13 protein-coding genes are annotated in these 20,803 nt (G+C 66.7%); 9 read left to right on the top strand and 4 right to left on the bottom strand.

Annotation, left to right across the window (positions count from 1 at the left end):
* The 5 genes from ABFD52_06060 to ABFD52_06040 form a co-directional block, all read left to right on the top strand.
* Positions 1-278: hypothetical protein (locus ABFD52_06060; protein ID MEN6560317.1), on the top strand; the 278-nt coding region annotated here is incomplete at its 5' end.
* A 10-nt stretch (positions 279-288) separates the two neighbouring features.
* The gene (locus tag ABFD52_06055) at positions 289-1,608 is read left to right on the top strand and encodes an AGE family epimerase/isomerase (protein ID MEN6560316.1); all 1,320 of its coding nucleotides are present in this window, start codon (positions 289-291) and stop codon (positions 1,606-1,608) included.
* 61 nt (positions 1,609-1,669) lie between these two features.
* A complete protein-coding gene (locus ABFD52_06050; GenBank protein MEN6560315.1) occupies positions 1,670-3,994 on the top strand; it encodes a M1 family aminopeptidase in 2,325 nt (774 codons plus the stop codon).
* Entirely contained in the window at positions 3,994-6,078 is a 2,085-nt protein-coding gene (locus ABFD52_06045) for a M28 family peptidase (GenBank protein MEN6560314.1), read from the top strand. The genes ABFD52_06050 and ABFD52_06045 overlap by 1 nt, the downstream gene beginning before the upstream one ends.
* Before the next feature lie 73 nt (positions 6,079-6,151).
* Positions 6,152-6,739 (top strand): hypothetical protein, encoded by a 588-nt coding sequence (locus tag ABFD52_06040; GenBank protein ID MEN6560313.1) that lies wholly within the window; start codon positions 6,152-6,154, stop codon positions 6,737-6,739.
* Here ABFD52_06040 and ABFD52_06035 read toward each other — a convergent pair.
* Both ABFD52_06035 and ABFD52_06030 read right to left on the bottom strand, forming a co-directional pair.
* On the bottom strand, positions 6,736-9,534 hold the full coding sequence (locus ABFD52_06035) for a heparinase II/III family protein (protein ID MEN6560312.1): 2,799 nt from the start codon (positions 9,532-9,534) through the stop codon (positions 6,736-6,738). The genes ABFD52_06040 and ABFD52_06035 overlap by 4 nt on opposite strands.
* Positions 9,531-10,367 carry a carbohydrate-binding family 9-like protein gene (locus ABFD52_06030; GenBank protein ID MEN6560311.1) on the bottom strand — a complete coding sequence of 279 codons (837 nt, stop codon included), beginning with the start codon at positions 10,365-10,367 and terminating at the stop codon, positions 9,531-9,533. Before ABFD52_06030 ends, ABFD52_06035 begins: the two co-directional genes overlap by 4 nt.
* A 330-nt stretch (positions 10,368-10,697) precedes the next feature.
* Here ABFD52_06030 and ABFD52_06025 point away from each other — a divergent pair, with 330 nt between their 5' ends.
* From ABFD52_06025 to ABFD52_06010, 4 genes are all read left to right on the top strand, one after another.
* Positions 10,698-13,757, top strand: coding sequence for a TonB-dependent receptor (locus ABFD52_06025; GenBank protein MEN6560310.1), 3,060 nt, complete (start codon positions 10,698-10,700; stop codon positions 13,755-13,757).
* A gap of 145 nt (positions 13,758-13,902) precedes the next feature.
* Positions 13,903-14,928, top strand: a complete 1,026-nt coding sequence (locus ABFD52_06020) for a thioredoxin domain-containing protein (protein MEN6560309.1) — start codon at positions 13,903-13,905, stop codon at positions 14,926-14,928.
* A gap of 148 nt (positions 14,929-15,076) precedes the next feature.
* Positions 15,077-15,841 (top strand): DUF72 domain-containing protein, encoded by a 765-nt coding sequence (locus tag ABFD52_06015; GenBank protein MEN6560308.1) that lies wholly within the window; start codon positions 15,077-15,079, stop codon positions 15,839-15,841.
* Between the two features lie 64 nt (positions 15,842-15,905).
* A complete protein-coding gene (locus ABFD52_06010) occupies positions 15,906-16,685 on the top strand; it encodes a heparan-alpha-glucosaminide N-acetyltransferase (GenBank protein MEN6560307.1) in 780 nt (259 codons plus the stop codon).
* Between the two features lie 21 nt (positions 16,686-16,706).
* Here the strand turns inward: ABFD52_06010 and ABFD52_06005 are convergent, their stop codons facing one another.
* Positions 16,707-17,042, bottom strand: coding sequence for a hypothetical protein (locus tag ABFD52_06005; protein MEN6560306.1), 336 nt, complete (start codon positions 17,040-17,042; stop codon positions 16,707-16,709).
* 351 nt (positions 17,043-17,393) lie between these two features.
* Positions 17,394-20,762, bottom strand: a complete 3,369-nt coding sequence (locus ABFD52_06000) for a PAS domain S-box protein (GenBank protein MEN6560305.1) — start codon at positions 20,760-20,762, stop codon at positions 17,394-17,396.
* Positions 20,763-20,803 lie beyond the last annotated feature (41 nt).

The raw sequence follows: 20,803 nt of genomic DNA, 5'->3' as shown, positions 1-20,803 counted from the left end.
TCCCGAGGCGGTTCCAGCCGGGCACGCTGTTCTTCGAGGAGATCCCGTCCTCCGAATGGCAGGAGATCCGCTTCTCGCCGCATTGGTGGCAGCCGGCCAACTGGGCCGCGGCCTCCTACTGGTGGGTCGACGGCCGGCGGAGCCTGGCCGAGATCAAGAAGCTCTGCGAACTGGAGGCCGGAAAGCCCATGGAAGGCTTCGACCTCATCAAGTACTACAGGTTCCTGGAGAAATACCGGTACGTGGAATTCGCGGCGCCCGGGCGCCGCGGATCGTGAAAGGATCGCTATGAGAAGACGAGCGTTCCTGGCGGCGGCCGGAGGGATCCCGGCGCTGGCCGCGGCCGTCCCCGAAGGACGGGGCGGGACCGGGGCCCCGGTCCCAGCCCGGACGACCATGGAGGACGGCTCCCTCGGCGGGGTCACGCTGACCCGGCTTCGCGACCGGTACCGGGCCGAGTTCGTCGAATTCCTCGACTTCTTCGACAAGCATGTCGTCGACCGCCGCTACGGCGGCTTCCTCTGCTCGACGGACCACGACGGCTCCCGCCTCAACACGGCCAAGACGGCCTCGACCGAGGGGCGGGGCATCTGGTGCTACTCCTTCATGTACAGCCATGGCCTGGCCCGCGAGGACCGCTATCTCGATTGCGCCAAACGGTCGGTCGATCTCCTCATGAAGCGCCGCCCCGCGGCGGGGGAGCACTGGCCGGGGACCTACGCCCAGGACGGGACGGTCGTCGACCCGACCGGCAGCCTGCCCGGCGACTGCTACATCGCCGAGGGGCTGGCCGAATACGCCCGGGCCACGGGCGAGAAGGAATACGGGGCCATCGCCAGGGAGACCCTTTTCCAGGCCCTGGCCAGGTACGACGGCCCGGCCTTCCAGGACGGGGCGTCGCCTTATCCGGGCGCCCGGAACCTCTGGTACTGGATGCTGTTCATGTGGTTCGGGACCAACTGGCTGAGGAGCGGGCCGGACGCGGAATTGGAGAGGCTCGTCGACCGGTGCGAGGAGGCCATGATGGCCCATCACCGCAATCCCGATTTCGACCTCTGGAACCTGGTCGTCAACCACGATCTCTCGCGGCCGGCCGGGGAGAACGCCGCCCACGCCAGGGTCGCCGGCTGCGGGCACGCGACGGAGGCGGCCTGGATGATCATGTACGAAGCCGTGCGCCGCGGGGACCGGAAGCTCTTCGACGAAGCGGCCCGGGTGTTCAGGCGCCACGCGGACGCCAGCGCCGACGGCGTCTACGGCGGCGTCTTCAACGACCTCGAGGACGTGGACGCGAACACCTGGAGCCTGGCCAAGATCTTCTGGGCCCAGGCCTTCGTCCTGATCGGGTCCCTCCAGGTCGTCGAGCACGAGGGCCTGGCCTGGGCCAAGGACATGTTCACCCGGCAGTTCGAGTACGTCGAGTCCCGGTGCCGGCTTGAACGCTGGGGCTTCCCCCTCATGATCGACAGCGCCGACCGCCGGATCTCCGCCCTTCCCAAGGCCGTGCGGAAGGACATCTACCATCACCCCCGCTATCTCATGCTCTGCCTCGAGGCGCTGGAGCGCATGGCCGGGCGCGGCGGCAGGACCTCCGGGGTGTTCGGGTGAGGGCCGGAGCCGCGGCCCGGCGCCTTGATCGCGCGGCAACATACCGTCCGGAGGCTATCCGATGAAACGCAATATCGCCATGCTTTGCTTTCTCGCCGCTCTGGCCCTGTCGGCGGCCGGCGGCGGAAGGCCGATCGCCGCGGGAACGGCTCCCGCCCCCCAGCCCGACATCACCCATTTCGACCTGACGATCCGGATCGACGAAAAAGCGTCCGCCATCGACGGGATCGAGGAGGTCCGCTACACGGCGTCGGGGAACAGCCTGGACACCTTCTCTCTCGGCCAGCAGGAGCTCGAGATCGCCAAGGTCGAGGCCGAACCGGCCGGGCTGAAGGATTTCCGGGTCGAGAAGGATCGCCTCCGGATCCGGATCAAGGGGGCCGCCCGGGGAACGCCCTGCCGCTTCCGGATCCATTACGCCGCGCGGCCGAAGACGGGGCTGTATTTTCACCGCCTGGTCACGGAGACGGGCGTGCCCGTCGAACAGGTCTGGCAGTTCGAGGGCTGGGAACACTGGATGCCCCGCCCCTTCGACGAGGATCACCGCATGACCTGGGATCTCAGGGCCAGCGTCAACCCGGCCTGGCAGGTCGTCAGCAACGGGAAGCTCGCGGGCGATCGCGCCCTGGATGGCCGGCGCGAATTCCATTGGCGCCAGGACGTCCCGGCCCGGTTCGAGGGCTTCACCCTGGCGGCCGGGGATTTCGACATCTTCAGCGAGACCGTGAAAGGCCGGGAGATCATCCACTATGCTCCGGCCGGCGTGACCACGGCCTCGGTCGTGCAAAGCTCGCTCGGGCGCGTGGGGGACATGTGCGAGTTCTTCTCCCGGGAATTCCGCTATCCCTACCCGTTCGGGAATTACAAGCAGATCATCATCTGGGATTACCTGCCCTGGGGATCCGAGCACCTCGGGCTGACCTGCCTGAACGAGATCAAGCTCATCGACGAAGCCGCGCGGCTGGACATGGACGATTACATCGTCGCCCACGAGCTCGCCCACACCTGGTGGGCCATGCTCATCTCGCCCAAGAGCGCGCGCCATATCTGGCTCAACGAGGCCTTCGGCGTCTATTTCGGCAACCAGTGGTTCGAAAAGGCGTCCGGCCGCGACGAATTCGAATACAAGCTGCGCCAGCGGATGCGCTTCTATCTCGACGAGGACCGCAGGTATCGCCGGGCCATCCTGTCCGACGATCCCGTGCCGGGCGGCCTGGACGAGCACATCTATTCCAAGGGCGCCTACATCCTGCACATGCTGCGGACCTGGCTGGGGGACAAGACGTTCTTTGACGGCCTCGGGCGATACGCCGCGGCGAAGGCCTTCGGCGAAGCCGAATCGGCCGACCTGCAGAAGGCCATGGAAGAAGCTTCCGGCCAGTCCCTGGATTGGTACTTCCGGCAGTGGCTCGAGCGCAAGGGCTTCCCCGTCCTGCGGGTCGACCACAGCTGGGACGAAGGGACCGGCCGGCTCACCGTCCGCGTGACGCAGGCCCAGGACGAGTCCTGCGGGCTCTATCGCCTTCCGGCCGCTCTCCAGATCGTCACGGACGACGGCCCGGAGACGCGCCGCGAGGTCTTCCAGGAGCGCTCCGAGGTCAGAACGTACGATCTCAGGAAGAAGCCGCGCTATGTGCGCTTCAACGCCGACAATTCCCTCCTGGCCGTCATCGAACACCCGAGGACGGTCGAGGAATTGACCGCGCAGCTCGAACGCGCCGACGACGGCCAGGGCCGGATCGAGGCCATCGAAGCCCTGGCCCCCGCGCCCGGGGAACAGGCCGCCGAAGCCCTGGAGAGGGCCCTGCGGTACGACCTGTTCCATGCCGTCCGGTCCGCGGCCGCCTCGGCCCTGGCCAAAAGGGGGGAGGCGTCCAGGCCGGTGCTTCTGGAGGCGCTTTCAAGGGAGCAGGATCCCCGCGTCCTGAATAACATCATCGCCGCCCTGGAGACCTATTCCCCCGAGCCCGGAACGATCTCGGCCCTGACGCGGACGGCTTCGCTCCCGGAAAGCCCTTACGTCCGCGGCCGGGCGCTCCTGGCCCTGGCCAGGGCCAAAGCCCCCGAGGCCTTCGAGATGCTGACGGCCCGCCTCGGCGAGAATTCGCACCGTGATATTCTCAGGGCCTCCGCCTTCCAGGGTTTCGAGGTCCTGAAGGACCCGCGGGCCGTTCCCTTGATCCTGCGCTATCTGCGCTCGGAACGGACGACCCGCTGGGCCCGCGAGCCGGCCGTGAAAGCCCTGGCCGCGCTTGCCGGAAGCGACGACGAAGCGCGCCGGGTTCTCGGGGAGATCGCCCGGACCGACTTCTGGCCGGGGGTCAGGGACGCCGCCCGGAAGGCGCTCCCGACGGTCCCGGATCAGAAAAAGCAGGGAGGATCATGATGAAAAATAACGCGGTCCCGGTCATCGTCCTGCTGTCCCTTCTCTGCCGCCCCGCCCTGTCCCAGACGACGCCCTTCATGTCCGAGAAAGAGGTCCGGGCCCTGACCAACGAGATCTCCGGCGACACGGCCCTGGAGCATGTCCGCTGGATGACCCACTATCACCGTCCCTCGGGCTCCCGGGGCTTTGAAGCCGTCCTTCAGTACGTTTACGCGAAGGCCAGGGAGTACGGCCTGGAGAACGTCCGCATCATCCGCCAGAGATCGGCCCGGCCGAGCTGGACGGCCGGGAAAGCCGAGCTCTGGATCGTCGAGCCCGAGGAGATCAAGCTGACCAGCCTGGACCAGGTCGCGGTGTCGCTCGCGGACTACAGCCGGACGACCGACCTGACCGCGGAATTGGCGGACGTCGGGACGGGCGAATCGGAAGCCGATTACGACGGCCGGGACGTCGGCGGCAAGATCGTCCTGGCCGGGGGCTCGCTGGACAAGGTCATGGAGATGGCCGTCTGGAAAAGGGGAGCCCTGGGGATCGTTTCCTATGCCTCCCAGCGCCAGAACCCCATCGACCATCCGGACCAGATAGCCTGGCAATCGATCCCGGTCCGGAGCGCCGACGGGAAGCCGGGCACGTTCGCCTTCGTCCTTTCCATCCGCCAGGGGGAGTGGCTGAGAGAGCTCGTCCGGAAAGCCAAGTCCCCGGTCAGGCTCAGGGCCCTGGTCGAGAGCGAGTTCACGGAGCCGAGCTGGCAGGCGATGTGCGAGGCCTTCATCATGGGCACGGACAAGACCGCGCCGGACATCGTTTACGCGGCCCATCTGCAGGAGGAAAAGACCTCGGCCAACGACAACGGAAGCGGCTGCGCGGCCCTGCTCGAGATCGCCCGCTCCCTCAAGCTTCTCAGCGACCAGGGCAAGATCAGGCGGCCGCTGAGGAGCCTCCGTTTCTGGTGGACCACGGAGAACAGCAGCGAGGCGCAGTTCTTCTCCGATTTCCCGGAGGAACGGACGAAGATCCTGGCGGCGATCAACCTGGACATGGTCGGGGCCAAGCAGTCCCTGGGAAGCCGCGTTCAGCACGTGACCCTGTCCCCGGCGTCCCGTCCCGGCTTCCTGAACGACATCACGGAACACGTCGTCGACCTCGTCCGGCGGGGGAACACGCCCACCTATGCGGCCCACTACAACGCCTATCCGTTCACCCGGCCGATCCTCGCTCACCTGGGGACCCGCGAAGGATACAACATCCTCGTTCTTCCCTTTTTCACCGGCAGCGAGCATGTCCAGTTCCTCGAGGCGGTCGTCGGCGTCCCGGCCGTCGGCTTCCTCGACTGGCCCGACGAATACATCCACGGCACCGATGACGACCTGTGGAATGTCGACCCCACCCAGATCCAGCGCAATGCCGTCGCGGCCGCGGCGATCGGCTACCTGACGGCCGTCGCGGGGGAGGGGGACGCGCCCATCTGGGCGGCGGAGGTCTACGGCAACGCCCTCGCCCGGATGGGGCGGGAGACGAAGCTGGCCCTGCAATGGATCGGCGGAGCGTCAGACCCGGTCCCGGCCTATCGGACCGCCCGCAACCAGGTCCGGGAGGCCGTCCGGCGCGAGATCCGGGCCGTCGATTCCCTGCGCCGGCTGAGCCCGGGCCCGCGGGGACTGCGGCTGATCGCCGACTGCGCCGCGAAGCTCCGGGACCGGGAAGCGGCCTGGCTCGCGGAGCTGGATCATCTCTTCCAATGGAAGACCGGGGCCCCGCCGCCGCAGCTCGTCCCGGAGGCCAAGGACAGGGAGCTCAGCCGGATGATCCCCGTGCTCGAGGCGTCGCCGAAGGACTATTATGCCGCCAGGCAGAGGATGACGCTTGTCCCCGGCCTGCATACGGCCATGGCCCTCGAGTGCCTGGCTTTTGTCGACGGAAAGAACAGCTTCCTGGATATCTTCAACGCCGTGAGCGCGGAGGCCCTGGCCGCGGGCGATTCCTATTACGGCCCGGTGACGAGGGACATGGTCGAGCAATTCCTCTCGAACGCCGTGAAGCTCGGGGCCATCCGGCTCAAGGACAACCGCCGGGAGAAGGAATGATCCCGGACGTCCCCGTGATCCCGATAAGAACTGGCCTTCCGGGGCGATCCCGAAGGCCTGACGGAGGAGCGCGATGAACGAACGTTTTTCTCGTCGTCAAGCACTGGCGGCTTCGGGCTGCGGCGCCTTGGCCCTGGCCGCGGGCAGGCTGTTCCCGCTCGGCAGGTCGGGGCCTCAGAACCAGGTCATCGACCGGTCCGGGGCGGATTGGCGGGGGCGTCCCATGTTCCTGCGGGCCTATCATCCTCCCTACATCGTGGCCTATTACGGCATCCGCGCCGGGCTCGATTCGAAGAAATGGAGCCCCCTTGTCTCCCGGGTCGAGAAGGAGCCCGATCTCAGGATCCGCATCGTCGAGGCCTTTGACGACGCCTGCGCCGGCTGCCCGAAGCTCGTCGCCGACCCGATGGGCAGCGTCTGGGGGGTCGGCCAATCCTGTCCCTCGGCCAGGGATCAGGCCATGGTCGACTTCGTGACGCGGACGAACAGGAGGATACTGGGAGAACTGGGCCTGTCCTTCGGCGACGTCGTGCCGCTCAGGGACATCGTCCCTCTCCTGCGGAAGCGCGTGCCCGTTCTCTACGAGGGCATCGGCGGCCCGGAAGGCCAGGCGGACTACGAAAAGGGCCTGAAGGACCTGGCCGCGAAATACGGCCTCTAGTCCTCGGTCCAGGCCGCGTCGAGGATCGTGAACGATCCCAGGCCCCCGTCGAATTCCGAATGGGGGAAATAGATATCGCGGAACTTCCCCGGCGTCCGACGCGGGCCGGCCGGATCAGGGACCGACTCAAGGCCCGTTCCCCCCTCCGGCAGGATCAGGCTGCGGTCCCCCGACGTCCTGACGTCCAGGATCCTGTAGGCCCGGGTGCGGCCGTCGGGGCGGCGGAGGAGCAGCCAGCGGTTTCGAAGGCGGCCGCCTTCGGGCAGCCTGGCCTCGGTTTCGAAGAATTCTTTCCCCGACTCGCGGCGGATATTGACGACCTTTCCCTCCGGCAGGGGACGGCCGCGAAGCGCCAGCCGGCCTTTGGCCAGGATGGTCCCGCCGGTCAGGTGCATGGACAGGGGCTTTCCTTTGACCTCGGAAACCAGCCCGAAGCGGCCCTGGAAGGAGAGACCGCCGTCCCTGGTTTCCCTCATCGCGTTCCCGTCCGGGTCGATGAGGATGTAGTCCGTCCGGTCGCCGATCTCGACGGTGAGACCGAGGCTCCGGCCGCGCTCGCCCCGGAATTCGAGCTGCCGCACGGCGGAGATCCGGGGCCGGCCGCGGAACGGTTCCCAGACGGCGATAAAGACGCTCTCCTCGTTCCGGTCCTCGACAAGGAGGAGGGGCATCTTGAACCCGTCGACCTTGGCGTTGTCCTCGCCCGCCGGAACGACGGACGGCGCGCGGCCGACGGTGACCCGGCGCCCGGGGCTTCCCAGCATCGTCAGGTTCAGCCCCAGCCGGGGATCGTCGGCAAAACGCCAGGCGGCGCTCCAGGCGCCGTCCGCCGAAGCCGAGGAGAGCCCGTCGACGAGGCCGTAGACCGCGCCCTTGAAGCTCTCGCCGTCCAGTTCCGGGTCGCGCCCGGCGGCGTATTCCGTTCCCGGTCCGAGGAGGGTCCCTTCCCGCGGCTGGAGCGTCAGGCTGGTCTCGATCTCCTGCCCCTGGTCGACGCTCCCGTGAGCCGCCCAGAGATGCTCCCGGCCGCCGGTCACGCGGAACACATCGACCACGTAAGCGTCGGCCGGCGAGATGCCGACGAGCGCGACGAGCCTGCGGTACTCCTTCAGGCCGGGAACGAACCCGCGGTAGCCCCGAACGGCCTCCGCCTCGGCGATCTGGACCTTGCCGTCTTCCGTGTCATAGAGGAGCAGGCTGCCGAAAACGTTCTCCCCGGGGTCGAACGAGGTCTTTTCGAAGCGGTCCAGCCGGGCCCAGGAAACGGGCAGCCAGCCTTGGGTGATGACCTGGTTGAAGCGATCGACGACGACGGTGTTGTGGGCCAGGGTGCTCATGGCCCAGGGACGCAGCTTCGTATGGCTGTAGCCGATCTCCCCGAGCATCTCCCGCCCGTGGGCAAAGAGCTCGAGGTTGAGCTCGTCGGCGTGGGCGTGCCCGGCATGGTCCCCGAAGTGGAGGTGGACCTGCGCCTGTTCCGCCCCGGCCCCCCGCCCGAGCACGGCGTGGCCGGTCGCGGGCAGCAGAGCCGCCCGGGACTCCTGCGGCGGCTGCACCTGCGTGTACGGTTTCCTGGCCCAGGAATCGTGAACGGGCGCGTAACGGCCATCGGGCAGGACCAGGCTCCGCAGGGCGGCGCGGGAGCGCTCGAGCGCGACGGAGCTCGCTCCCAGGTCGAGGCCTTCGAAGTGCAGGCCGTCCCCGGGATGGACGTAGCCCGGAGGATCGGAGTAGCCCTTGGCCATCTGGGCCGGGCTCTCCAGCGCGCTGAGCATCTGAAGGGTGTACGCGGGCGAGCCGCTCATCAGCAGGCCGTCGGCGTGGAACCATCCGGCGAAAGCGTCCCGGAACCGGGCCACGCCGTCATGGACGCATTCCGGCTCCTCGATGGCGCGTCCGATCGCGATAAGGCCCGCGGCCGTGCCGTTCTGGCCTGAGGCCCCGATATACCGGGGATATTGCCGGACCAGCTCCACCTGGGCCCGGAACAGGTCGTTCTCGATCCGTCTGCGGACGTCGGTCCCGGCCGCGGCGCCCAGCTCCGCGAAGGCGGGGCTCTCGTGAATGAGGTCATAGGCGAGCGCCAGCTCGGTCATGAACTCGTCGTGGATCCAGCGGCCCCATTTCCCGCTCTGGGCCGGGTAGGGAGGCGCGTCGTGGAAGGTCTTCCAGTTGGCGTAGTTGCCCACGTTGCCGTGGACGGGCCAGCCTGGATAGACCTGGGCGAAGCGGTCCAGGATCACGGCCGCCTTGTGGGCATAGGCCTTTTCCCCGGTCGCCCCATAAAGAAGGGCAAGGTCGTAGGCTCGTTCGGCCAGATATTGGCCGGCCTGCGCGGCGATAACGCCCTCGAAGAAATAGCGCCGTTTTTCGCTGCCGCCGTCATAGTAGCGGTAGGATTGCCGCTGGCCCCGGGGATTGACGAATTCCAGGACGCCGTTAAGGGGATAGCGTTCGTTGGGGTATCTCTCGCCGCAATACCGGCACCGGACGTGATCCGGGTCCTCGATCGTCCAGACCTCGAGCGACGTGTCCTGGGCCCCGCCCTGGCAGTTGGGACAGCCGACCAGCCTGATCGGCGCCAGTTCCGGGATGAGCCGGACGATCTCGCCGTCCGGCATCTCCATCAGGCGGGCCGTCGCGGCCTTCAGGGCCGGGACGTCCGCCGCGGCCGCCGATATAAAAGGATGGGGGAAGACGCGGTCAGGCGCCCCGCCCCGAGGCGCCGGCCAGGCCGCCGCCGACAAGACCAGGCCGAGCGCCAGGGCGGGCCCGATGCCCCTTCGGCCGGTCATCGGACGGCCTCGCCCTTCGCCCCGGGCCGGGCCTCCCGCAGCGGCCAGGTCGCCGTCCTGAAGACGAGCGTCCCGAAGTCCTTGGGGGAATGGTTGTTGGCGCCTTCAGAAAGAGGGAAGAGGCTGCTCCTCTGGGGATCGACCTTGCCGCCGAGGCGGTAGAGGTTGTAGCGCCAGACGTCGCCGTCAGCCGGCGTCCGATCCCAGCCCAGGACCTCGAAGGACTTGAAGGGGATGCTCATCTCGATGATCCACCAGGAGTCCTCGTCCGTGTCGTTGTTCATCGTTCCCAGATGGGACCGGCCGATCTGGAGCCCCGGCGGGAACCAGTTGGCGCGGGGGCTCGTCGGGTCGGTGACACCCGGCCGGCCGGCCAGCCCTTCGACCGGCCTTTCCCCGCAGACCCGCGAGTTGTAGGTGCCGATGGCGTTGATCTCGATATTCGTATAGCGCTCGAAATTCCGGGGCACCGGGCAAATGAAGGCCTCGACGCAGTCATCCTCGAACACGGCCGTGTTCCGTTCCGTTTTGGTCCCCGAAATATGGGCGTCATGGCATTTGAAGGCGATGTAAAGGCACTCGTCGTCCCACAGGATCCTGGCTTCGGTGACGTCCTTTTCCGCCGTCTTCTGGGGATGGAGCAGGAAACTGCCTATGACTTCCGCACGCTGCCAATCCGGTTCCGTCAGGTTCCCGTCCATATGCATCTTGCCGGTCGTGTGCAGGGCAAAGGTCCGGCCCGGGGGCTCCTGAGCGCCTGCCCCAAGGGATGCGGCCAGCAGCATAATGGACAGCAAAGCCGTTTTCGCCAGATATTTTTCTGGTTTGCGCATGGCATCGACCTCCAATAAGATACTTGAGTATTCTACCCGAAAAACCGGCTGGAAGGACCGTTCGCCGCCGGCGTGCCGGGATCTTCGCGTCCGCTGAGATGGCCGGCTTCCAGGGGAAAATCGGCGTTGCGGCCGTACACGGCCTCTCTGGAGCCGCCAAATAAAAAGCTTGACAAAGGCATTCTTGCTATTTAGAATCGCAATGAATAAGAAGTATGATATACGATATCTCATGGCGGAAAGCAAATTCAAGCTCTTTTCGTCAACGACGCAAAACATCGGCACCTATTCGTTTCTTGCCTTAAATCTAAACCCAAAGGAGGAATCAGCATGAGTGGCGGACGAATGTGCAGACCTCGATTGAGATCTCTCTTGTTTTTTGCTCTTTTTGTCGCTCTGGTTTCCGGAGCCTTCGCTCAGCGTCAGACAGGCTCGATCAAGGGCGCGATCTTTGAAGCCGACGGCGCCCCCCTGCCCGGCGCGACGGTGTCGATCAAATCCGACTCCATGTTGGGCGAGCTCAACTATGTGACCTCGACGACGGGGGATTTTCGGTTCCCGTCCGTCCCGCCGGGGTCGTACAACGTGACGGTCGACATGCCCGGGTTCAAGAAGGTGACCCGGGAGAACGTCAAGGTCCTGGTCGGGGCGACGGTCACCGTGAATTTCACGTTGGACGTGGCCGCCGTGGAGAAGGAAGTCATGGTGACGGCGTCGTCGCCGACGATCGACGTGGTCAACCCCAAGGTCGCCACGGTCGTCGATACCGAGATGCTTCGCAACCTCCCCCTGGCCCGGAACCTCACCACCATCGTCAACACCGTGCCTGGGGCCGTCGACAGCACCTTCCACGGCAGCACGGTCAGGGGCAGCACCTACGCCCTGGACGGCGTCAATATCAATGATCCCGTTTCGATGACCCCCATGACCGACGCGAATTACGACATCATCGACGAGGTCGAGGTCGCCACGGCCGCCCTGCCGGCCGAGGTCGGCTACACGACCGGCGCCTACATCAACGTCGTCACCCTCTCCGGCGGGAACAGGTTCTCGGGCGGAGCCCAGGTCTACTACACCAACAAGCACCTGGCCTCTTCCCTGTGGACCGATGACCAGCTCGCGGCCTTCGGCGTGGCCAAGCCGACCTTCGACAAGAGCTCCGTCGACGCGTCCGTCAGCCTGGGCGGGCCCATCATCAAGAACAAGCTGTGGTTCTTCAGCAATTACCGGCGCGCCCAGAGCGAGTCCACAAGCGCCTTCATCGGGCCCTACACCGACTTCCTGGGCCGGACCCACACCTCCTGGCCTTATAAGAACTACGCCACGATGGGACTGGCCAAGCTGACCTATCAGGTCTCCCCTAAGATGAAGGTCATGGGGATGTTCAACTATTCCAACCCCCATCGGCCCGTGGACAGCTCCCCCGGCGCCTACACGACCTTCATCTCGACCCGGGATTTCAACGAGACCTCGCTGACGGGGACCGGGACCGTCAACTATATCTTCAACCAGAACGCCTTCGCCGAATTCAAGCTCGGCATCGCCCGGGTCGATTCGAAATGGCACCTGCAGGAAGAGGCCCTGGATCTTCCCATCATCTTCAACCGGGGCACGCTCTATTCGCAGCTGGGCTCCTCCGGCAGCTCCAATGACGAGGAACTCCGGAAGAGGACCACGGCGGGGCTGAGCGTGACCTATTTCAAGGACAGGTTCCTCGGCGGGTCCCATGAGATCAAGGGCGGCGTCGAGTTCGAGGACGCTTATGGGGACTGGAATATCTGGCAGAAAGAGAATTACTCCCTCTACTACAACCAGAACAGTCCTTATTACGTCGACCCGGTCAACAAGATCGGATTGATCTATTTCCTGGCCATCCCCTCCGAGAAAGGCACTCCTCAGGTCATCGACAAGGCCCGCAGAATCGGGGCCTACCTCCAGGATTCCTGGACCATCGCCAAGCGGCTGACCGTGAACCTCGGCTTGAGGTTCGACAGGTCCTGGGGCTGGAAGCCGTCCGTGACCCGGGGCGCCGGCTCGCCGCTGTCCGTGTGGGTCGGCGAGAACGTCGTTTCGCCGTACTGCCAGACGACCTATCCCACGGTTTTCCCCGACGGGATCAATCCTTTTGACACCTTCACGACCGAGACCTGGAACGATGTCATGACCTGGAACACGTTCTCTCCGCGGTTCGGTCTGACCTACGATCCCTGGGGCGACGGCAAAACGGCCGTCAAGGCCGCCTTCTCCCGGTACAGCGAATACATGATGATCGATTATTTCCGGATCGTGAGCCAGCTGTACCCCCGCACCTACGGATATTACTGGCAGGATATGAACAGCAACGGCGCGCCCGACAGCTCCGACACGTGGACCGAGCTCGGCTACGACTACCGGTTCATGAGCAAGGATTTCCTGAGCGAGATGCTCGATCCCAACACCAAGTCGCCCCTCACCGACGAACTCACGTTCGGGATCAACCGCGAGATCCTCAAGGACTTCTCCGTCGGCGGCACCTTCATCTACAAGAACACCAAGAATATCTTTGAAGATGCCATGTACAACGTCGACAACGGCAATTGGATGTACCATCCGGACCAGGCGGAAACCCAGGAATGGTGGGTGCCGTTCACGACGATCATCCCCGGCGCCGGGGATTATCCCGACACGACCGTGACCGCCTACTTCCGGCGCCTCGACTCCCCGGGGATCTGGTACCGGGCCTCTAACCTGTCCGAATTGACGAGGAAATACCGGGCCTACGAGTTCAGCTTCAACAAGCGGATGTCGGACGGCTGGCAGCTGACCGGTTCCGTCGTCCTCAGCAAGTCTTGGGGCAACGCCGGCATGAACTACTACTACAGCCGGGGCTGGACCGGGATCGCCGACAAGCCGAACTCCTTCGTCAACGCGACCGGCCGGCTGTCCTATGACAGGCCGCTGGTCATCAAGCTCCTCGGGACGGCCCAGCTGCCCTGGGACTTCGTCCTCAGCGCCTACTACACGCATTCCTCGGGCGCGCCCCTGAACAGGCAATGCCAGCTCATTTGCCCCGCGGATTGGGCGGCGGCGCACAACGTGCGGAGACAGTACGTCGTCATCAACGTCGACGCTCCCGGCACGTACAGATGGCGGGCTTCCGACATCGTCGACATGAGACTCGAGAAGGAATTCCCGCTCGGCAAGTTCGGGAAGGTCGGCGCCTATGTCGACATCCTCAACCTCCTCGGCTATACCGACGTCAGCATCGGGGTGAACGATGTTTATCGTTATGCCCCCTTGTCTGAGAACACTCTCGAGGAGGGCGCCGTGACCCTGGACCCGACCTATAAGAAGATCTCGTCGGTGTCCGGCACAAGAACGTTCAAGTTCAGTCTGAGGTACTCCTTCTAGGCTGGACCGCAGCAGTCGTCAGGAGCCCCTCCCGAGGCTATCGGGAGGGGCTCTTTTTTTCCCCTCTTCTTCGGCGCGGCTTGCGCCCGAACCGCGGCTCTGACAGAATAAGAAGGACAAGCCCGCCGGCGACAAGGAGGGGCCTATGACCCTGTCGGAGGCGTCTCGCGTGACCGCGGCCGGGATCCTGGCCGCGTCGGGCCTCCTCGTCTCGGTCCTCTCGGCCCTCGAGCGCCGGGTCCCCTGGGTCCAGCGGCTCTGCGGCGTCTTCGGCGAGGGCTGCCGCCGAACGGCCCTGTTCACGCTCCTCGGCTTGCCCGTGCCCTTCTGGGGCGTCCTTTATTACGCCGGCCTGGGGGTCATCCTGGCGTTCGCGCGCCCGCTCGGATTCTGGGTCGTAATGGCCGGGCTCGGCTTCGAGTGCACGTTCGTGCTGACCATGGCCGTCATCCGGGCCCCGTGCGCCCTTTGCCTGCTGGACGCGGCCATCGTCGCCCTGCTCGCGATCGTCGCGTTCGACCCGCCCCGGGCCTGGCCGGGGCTGGCCCTGGCCGCCGCGGCCTTCGCCGGGTCCTTCGCGGCCCTGTCCCGCGAGAACCGGGTCCATTTCAGGAAGCCGCCGGAGGACGAGGTGCTGGACGGGATCGAGGTGGAGACCGAGCAGGGGCTCAACCCGGTCCTCGGACCGGTCGACGCCCCCGTCCGGGTGATCGAATTCTCGGATTACCTCTGCCCGCATTGCCGGCGGGTCCAGCCGGCGGCCAGGAGGATCAGGCGGGAGTTCCGGGGGCTCGTTCGGTGGGTCTACATGGATTTTCCGCTGGATATCCACCCGGGCGCCCGGGAGCTGGCCCGGGCCCCGCGCTGCGCCCGGGACCAGGGCAGGTTCTGGGAGTTCCATGAGCGCGTCTTCGCGGCCGACGGGCGGCTCGGCCCGGCGGAGCTCGAGGCCCTGGCCCGGAGCATCGGACTCGACGTCGATCGCTTCCGGGCGTGCCAGGCCGCTAAAGGCCATGCCCGGGAGATCGAACGGGACATCGCCGAGGGAGTAGCCGCGGGCATTTCCGGGACCCCGACCTTCCTGGTCAACGGACAGGATTTCGTCGCCCCGAGCTACATCCAGCTCAAGAGGGCCGTCGAGCAGGCCTTGAAAGACAGGCCGGCTTCCTGAGCTCCGCCGGCACGGCGGGGACCGGAGCTTTGCCGGACGGCGTTAAGCCGCGTCCGCGCGGCTTGCGCCGGGCCCGCTTGTCTGCCGGAATGGAAGGGAACGATCGTTCGGGCGGGGGGGGAAGATCGGCCGCTCCTAGGAGGCGCCCGTGTCAGGTCCGCGAGAACGGGGCCCGGTCATCCATCTGGGCACGTCCGGCTGGAGCTATCCGGGCTGGAAAGGGCCGTTCTACCCGCCCGACCTGCCGTCCCGGCAATGGCTCGAGTTCTACGCCTCGCGCTTCGCCACGGTCGAGATCAACATGACGTTCTATCGCCTCCCCAAGACGGGGATTCTGGCCGGCTGGCGCGACCGGACCCCGCCCGGGTTCCTCTTCACCCTCAAGGCCAACCGCCGGATCACCCATCTCAAGCGGCTCCGCGACGTCCAGGGAGACGTCCGCGATTTCTACGCCCTGGGCGATTCCCTCGGCGAGAAGCTCGGCGCCGTGCTCTTCCAGCTGCCGCCGTCGCTCGCGCGGGACCTCGGCCTCCTGGCCCGGTTCCTGGAGGCTCTCCCGTCCGGGCGCCGGAACGTGATCGAGTTCCGCGACGCGAGCTGGTACGACGAAGCGACGTACGATCTGATGAGGAAGCACCGGGCGGCGTTCTGCACGGTGCCCTCGGGCCGGGTCCCCGACACTACCGTCGAAACGACGGACCTCGCCTATTTCCGCTTCCACGGGCCGACGGGCCGGTACGATTCAAGCTACCCGGACGAGGACCTGGCCGCCTGGGCGGCCGTCATCGGCCGGGTCCGGGCGGCCGAGTGCTTCGTCTACTTCAACAACGACTATAGGGGCTTCGCCGTCGAGAACGGGCTCCGGCTCGGCGGGATGCTCGGCCTCCGCCGGCCCGGGGCGCCGCCCGTCTGATCCCCCGGACGGCCGTTCCGCTTGACAGAGTTTCGGGACCCGGACTATCCTCTGTCCCACGACCATGAACAGCGACGGGCCGGTGACCAGGACCGCCCCCGTGACCGGGGCCGCGAACGCGCCGGGCGGGCGTCCGCCGCGCATCTGGGAGATCGACTTCCTGCGCGGGCTGGCGATCATCCTGATGGTCGGCTATCATCTGCTCTTCGATCTGGCCGAGTTCCGCGGCGTCCGGAGGTTCCTCGGCTTCTCGACCGACCTGTCGACGGCCGCCTGGACGGCCGCGCAGCTGTTCTTCGCCGGCCTTTTCGTCGTCCTTTCGGGGACAAGCAGCACCCTGAGCCGGAACAACCTCCGCCGGGGTCTCCGTCTCCTCGCGGTCTCGTTCCTTGTGACAGCGGCCACCTACGTGTTCGACCGGGAGTCGGCCGTCTGGTTCGGCATCCTCCAGTGCCTGGCCGTTTCCATGCTCCTCTACGGCGCGGCGTTCGCGAAGGCGCGCGCGGCCGTCTGCGCGGCCTGGGGCGCGCCGGTCATCGCCCTGGCCGCGGCCCTGCCGGCCGTGAAAAGGACTCTGGCCGTCCGGACCGATTGGCTGATGCCGCTCGGCCTCACCAGCCCGTCGTTCTCGTCGTTCGACTACTTCCCCCTGATCCCCTGGCTCGGCATCTTCCTGATCGGGGCGGCCCTGGGCAAGTGGGCCTATGCCTCGAGGCGGAGCCTGCTGCCCTGGCGCCTGCCCGTGACCTTCGTCAACGTCGCCGGCCGCCACTCCCTCCTGATCTACCTGGTCCACCAGCCGGTGATCATGGGCGTGCTCTACCTCCTGTCCAAGGCGGGGTGAGCCCGCCCGCCGGGCCGGCCTTCACGCCTGCGCGCCCAGAGGGCCCGGCGCGAAGCTCGCGTTGGGGCAGAGGCTGCAGATCCGGTTGAACTCGGCGGTGCGCTGCCGCGGGAACGCGGAGCCCCCGGAGCCCAGGAGCTCTCGGACATCCTCGAAGCACTTCCGCGGCTCGGTCAGCGGCGTCGTGCAGATCTCGCACAGCCGGACGACCTCCTGGCCGGAATCGGCCCAGTACCACCGCTCGCAGTCTTCGCAGGTCATGAGCCGGCTCTCGGCGTCGACCCTTTTCGAGGGGCGCGGCCCGGAGCCGACCCGGCTGGCGCTGCGGTCAAGGCAGAAGGGGCATCTTCCCTTCACAGGTTCCTCCCGTTCACCGGGCCGGGCCGGTCTTTGGCGCGGATGCCCTCCGGCCCAAAAAATAGCCGAGGGCGAGCGACACGATCATGAGCCAGCGAAGCCCGTTCTTGCTCATGGATGGACCTTCTCCTTTCTTGCGGACATCACTTACGGCGCCATCCTGGATACAAAAAACGTGCCAGGATCCATAGACAGGGCGGATGGGCCGGCGGCCAGACCGCGAGGGAGGAGTGACCGCCGATCGGGACGGCCGGGGGCCCGGCTGTCTATTCCCGCGGGAAAGGGTCCCGCCGGCCGGGACGGAGCGAGCGCCCGCGGCCGCCCGGACCGGCATCGTGACAGGCGCCGGGGTCAGGCGGCCGGGGCCAGGGCCCGGCGGATGCTGAGGGCGATCTCCTTGACCGAGAACGGCTTCATGACGAAGGCCCGGATGCCCATGGCCAGGGCCTGCTCTTCGTCCAGGGTCTCGCTGTAGCCGGTGCAGAGGATCAGGGGCAGGCCTGGGCGGAGGCGCAGGATCTCTCCGGCCATCTCGCCCCCGCTCAGTCTGGGCATGGTCTGGTCCATGATGACCAGGTCGAACGCGCCGGGGTCCTTGCGGACGAGCTCGAGGGCCTCGACGGCGTCGGTCAGGCCGACGACCCTGTAGCCGAGGTGCTCCAGGAGCTTGGTCATGGCCCGGACCTGGATGTCTTCGTCGTCCACGAACAGGATCCTCTCGGTCCCCTTCGCGAACGGTTCCGGGCTCTCTTCCGTCCTGGCGGCCTCGCCTGCCACCCGGGGCAGGTAGACGGTGAACGTCGTCCCCTTGCCGACCTCGCTCGAGACGGAGATCGCCCCGCCGTGGCCCTTGACGACGCCGTGGACGACGGCCAGACCCATGCCCGTCCCTTCGCCCTTCTTCTTGGTCGTGAAGAAGGGCTCGAAGATCCGGTCCATGACCTCGGGCGGGATGCCCTGGCCGGTATCGCGCACGGACAGCCGGACATACGAGCCCGGCTTGATGTCGAGGAAACGCTCGGCCATGCCCTTGTCGAGGGAGACCTCGGAAACGGACACGTCCAGGACGCCGCCGGTCTCCCGCATGGCATAGGCGGCGTTGTTGCCCAGGTTCATCAGGACCTGCTGGATCTGCGTCGGGTCGGCCACGATCACGGCGGATCCGGCTTCGATCCTTTCGGCGATCTCGATCGTCTTGGGCATCGAGATCCTGAGCAGCTTGAGGGCCTCCCGGACGATGGGAGCGATCTCGACCGGCCGGCGGTCCTGCTCCTTCTGCTGCGAGAAGGCGATGATCTGGCGGACCATGTCCTTGCCGCGCTTGGCCGCCTCCAGGACCTGGCCAAGGCGCCGGGTCGCCGGGGCGTCGGGCGGCTCCTCGCTCAGCGTGAGCTCGGTGTTGATCAGGATAGGCAGCAGGATGTTGTTGAAATCGTGGGCGATCCCCCCGGCCAGGGTGCCCAGGGCCTCCATCTTCTGCCATTGGCGGATCCGTTCCTGGAGCTGGATCTCCTGGGTGACGTCGCGGCTCACGGCGATGCAGTGGATCAGCCGTCCCTCGTCGTCGCGGATAGGCGAGACGGACAGCTCGTATTCGCGGACCTGCTTGCCGGGCACCCGCCGGGCGACATGCCAGTTCCAGACCTTGCCCGCCCGGATCGTCCGGTCCATGGTCCCGGCGGTCTCCAGGCCCCTCCCGTCGATCCGCAGGATCTCCTGCAGAGACCGGCCTACGATCTCGCCGGGCCGGAGCGCGTGATGGTCCCCGAACGCCGGGTTGGTGGACAGGACCCGGCCGTCCAGGTCGGTGATGGCGATCCCGTCGGCGAGCTGCTCGACCGCCGTCGCCAGCCGCTGCCGGGCCTGCTCGGCGTTCCGGAGCGCCGTGACGTCGCGGGCCGCCGCGAAGACGCCGTCGACCTTGCCGTCGGCGTCCCGGTAGACCGCCGCGTTGTAGAGGACCTTCGTCACGGCGCCCGAGACGTGGCGGATGGCCAGGGGATAGTCGCGGACCTCGCCCTTGTCGAACACCTGCCGGTAGCCGGCCCGGGCCCTTTCCGGCTCCGTGAAGCAGGTCGAAAAATCCGTGCCGATCAGCAGCGCCCGGGGCAGGCCGGTCGCGGCCTCCGTGGCCCGGTTCACGTCCGTGATCTTCCCTTCGGAGTTGATCGTCACGAGCGGGTCCAGGCTGGCCTCGATCAGCCCCCGGGTGTAGGCCGAGGCCGACCGCAGCGCTCCCTCGACGTGCCGCCGCTGGGTGACGTCGCGGCTGATCTCCAGGATGGCCTCCGGCCGGCGCTTTGATTTTCCCGGCAGCACGGCCCAGCGGCTCTCGACGACGATCCGCTGCCCGTCCTTCCGGGTCCGGACCATCTCGCCCTCCCAATGCCCGGCCTTCATCAGGCTGTCCTGGACGGCCTTCAGCCTTTCAGGGAATTGGGTCCCCAGGAGAACGTGGGCGACGCGCCCTGTCGCTTCCCTGTCGGTCCAGCCGTAGATCTTCTGGGCGCCGTCGTTCCAGAACGTGATCCGGTAATCGGGGTCGCGGACGATGATCGCGTCGCGGGCCAGGTTGAGGAGGGCGGACTGCTGGCGCAGGTCCTGCTCGCGCTCATGGCGCTCCGCGATCTCCCGCCGGAGCTGCCGGACCGTCCGGACCAGCTCGGACGTCCGTTCGGAGATGCGCTTCTCCATCATCTCGTAGGACGCGCGCAGGGCCGTCTCGGCCGCCTTCCGCTCGCTGATGTCCATGATCTGGACGAGGTAGCCCTCGACGGTCCTCCCTGCGCTCCGGAGCGGCGTGATCTGGACGTCGAGCGAGGCCGGGCCGGACCGCCGGGTGCGGAATAGGCCGGCCCGGCTGATCTTGGTGAAATCGTACCGGAACTCGCGCCGGACGGGAAACCCCTTCCGGATCTTCCCGGCGATGTCGGGCGTCAGGTTCGGATCCTCGAACAGCCGGAAACCACGGACCTCGTCCGGATCGGCGACGCCGAACATCTCCAGGCAGGCCCGGTTGGCCTCTCGAAGGCGGCCCCCGGCGTCGAAGAGCTCGATGCCGATGGGCGATTTGTCGAAGACCTCCCGGAAACGGTCCTGGCTGGCCTTGAGGTCGATACGGGCCTTCCGGGCGACCGAGCTGGCCACCAGGATCCACTTTCCGCCCCGCCGGACCAGCGCCTGCTCGTGATTGTCCAGGACGTCGATGATCTCCCGGGCATCACATCGCTCCAGGGAGTACGTGCACAGGGCCAGCATCGGATATTTGGAGATCATGGCGTTGATCGCCTCTTCGTAGGCCGTGAAGGCGTCCCATTGCCCTTTCTCCAGCCAGAAGGCGCTCCCGGACAGCCGCAGCCCGGCGAAGCCGCGGTCCAGGGCGGCGTTCAGCTTTTCGACCCAGCCCCTGAGAACCCGGCGGGAGCTGAAGCGGCCGTTCCGGAGATACCATTCGTCGTGGGACAGGATCTCGATCTTGCCGGCCCGGATCTTCCGGTCCAGCCCCGGCACGGCCCGGCGCAGGGCCTTCCTGGCGTCGGCGATCCCCAGCGGCTCCGAGCAGATCCACATGCAATATTCGTTCGAGGCCAGGCCCGCCTGGAAATAGGGCACGAGGACGTCCAGGAGATCCTTGCGGGTCTTATAGAACTGGCAGAAATGGGTCCCCCAAGGGACCCGGCCCAGGATCCTTATGCCGGAATCTCTCATCGCCCTGTCCATGGCCATCCCCTCCGCGGACTGGATCGTCGGGAGCGATTCTA

The sequence above is a fragment of the Acidobacteriota bacterium genome (assembly GCA_039683095.1).
In the GTDB taxonomy this organism is placed as follows: Bacteria; Acidobacteriota; Aminicenantia; order Aminicenantales; family Saccharicenantaceae; genus RBG-16-66-30.
Note: the sequence above shows the minus strand (reverse complement) of the source record. Positions and strands in the feature narration are given on the sequence as shown.

What these genes read in the sequence shown, in the direction of transcription:
- ABFD52_06050 (MEN6560315.1), top strand. Translation starts at nt 1,670, where the DNA reads ATGAAACGCAATATCGCCATGCTTTGCTTTCTCGCCGCTCTGGCCCTG.
- ABFD52_06040 (MEN6560313.1), top strand. Translation starts at nt 6,152, where the DNA reads ATGAACGAACGTTTTTCTCGTCGTCAAGCACTGGCGGCTTCGGGCTGC.
- ABFD52_06055 (MEN6560316.1), top strand. Translation starts at nt 289, where the DNA reads ATGAGAAGACGAGCGTTCCTGGCGGCGGCCGGAGGGATCCCGGCGCTG.
- ABFD52_06035 (MEN6560312.1), bottom strand. Translation starts at nt 9,534, where the DNA reads ATGACCGGCCGAAGGGGCATCGGGCCCGCCCTGGCGCTCGGCCTGGTC.
- ABFD52_06010 (MEN6560307.1), top strand. Translation starts at nt 15,906, where the DNA reads ATGAACAGCGACGGGCCGGTGACCAGGACCGCCCCCGTGACCGGGGCC.
- ABFD52_06000 (MEN6560305.1), bottom strand. Translation starts at nt 20,762, where the DNA reads ATGGACAGGGCGATGAGAGATTCCGGCATAAGGATCCTGGGCCGGGTC.
- ABFD52_06025 (MEN6560310.1), top strand. Translation starts at nt 10,698, where the DNA reads ATGAGTGGCGGACGAATGTGCAGACCTCGATTGAGATCTCTCTTGTTT.
- ABFD52_06045 (MEN6560314.1), top strand. Translation starts at nt 3,994, where the DNA reads ATGAAAAATAACGCGGTCCCGGTCATCGTCCTGCTGTCCCTTCTCTGC.
- ABFD52_06030 (MEN6560311.1), bottom strand. Translation starts at nt 10,367, where the DNA reads ATGCGCAAACCAGAAAAATATCTGGCGAAAACGGCTTTGCTGTCCATT.
- ABFD52_06020 (MEN6560309.1), top strand. Translation starts at nt 13,903, where the DNA reads ATGACCCTGTCGGAGGCGTCTCGCGTGACCGCGGCCGGGATCCTGGCC.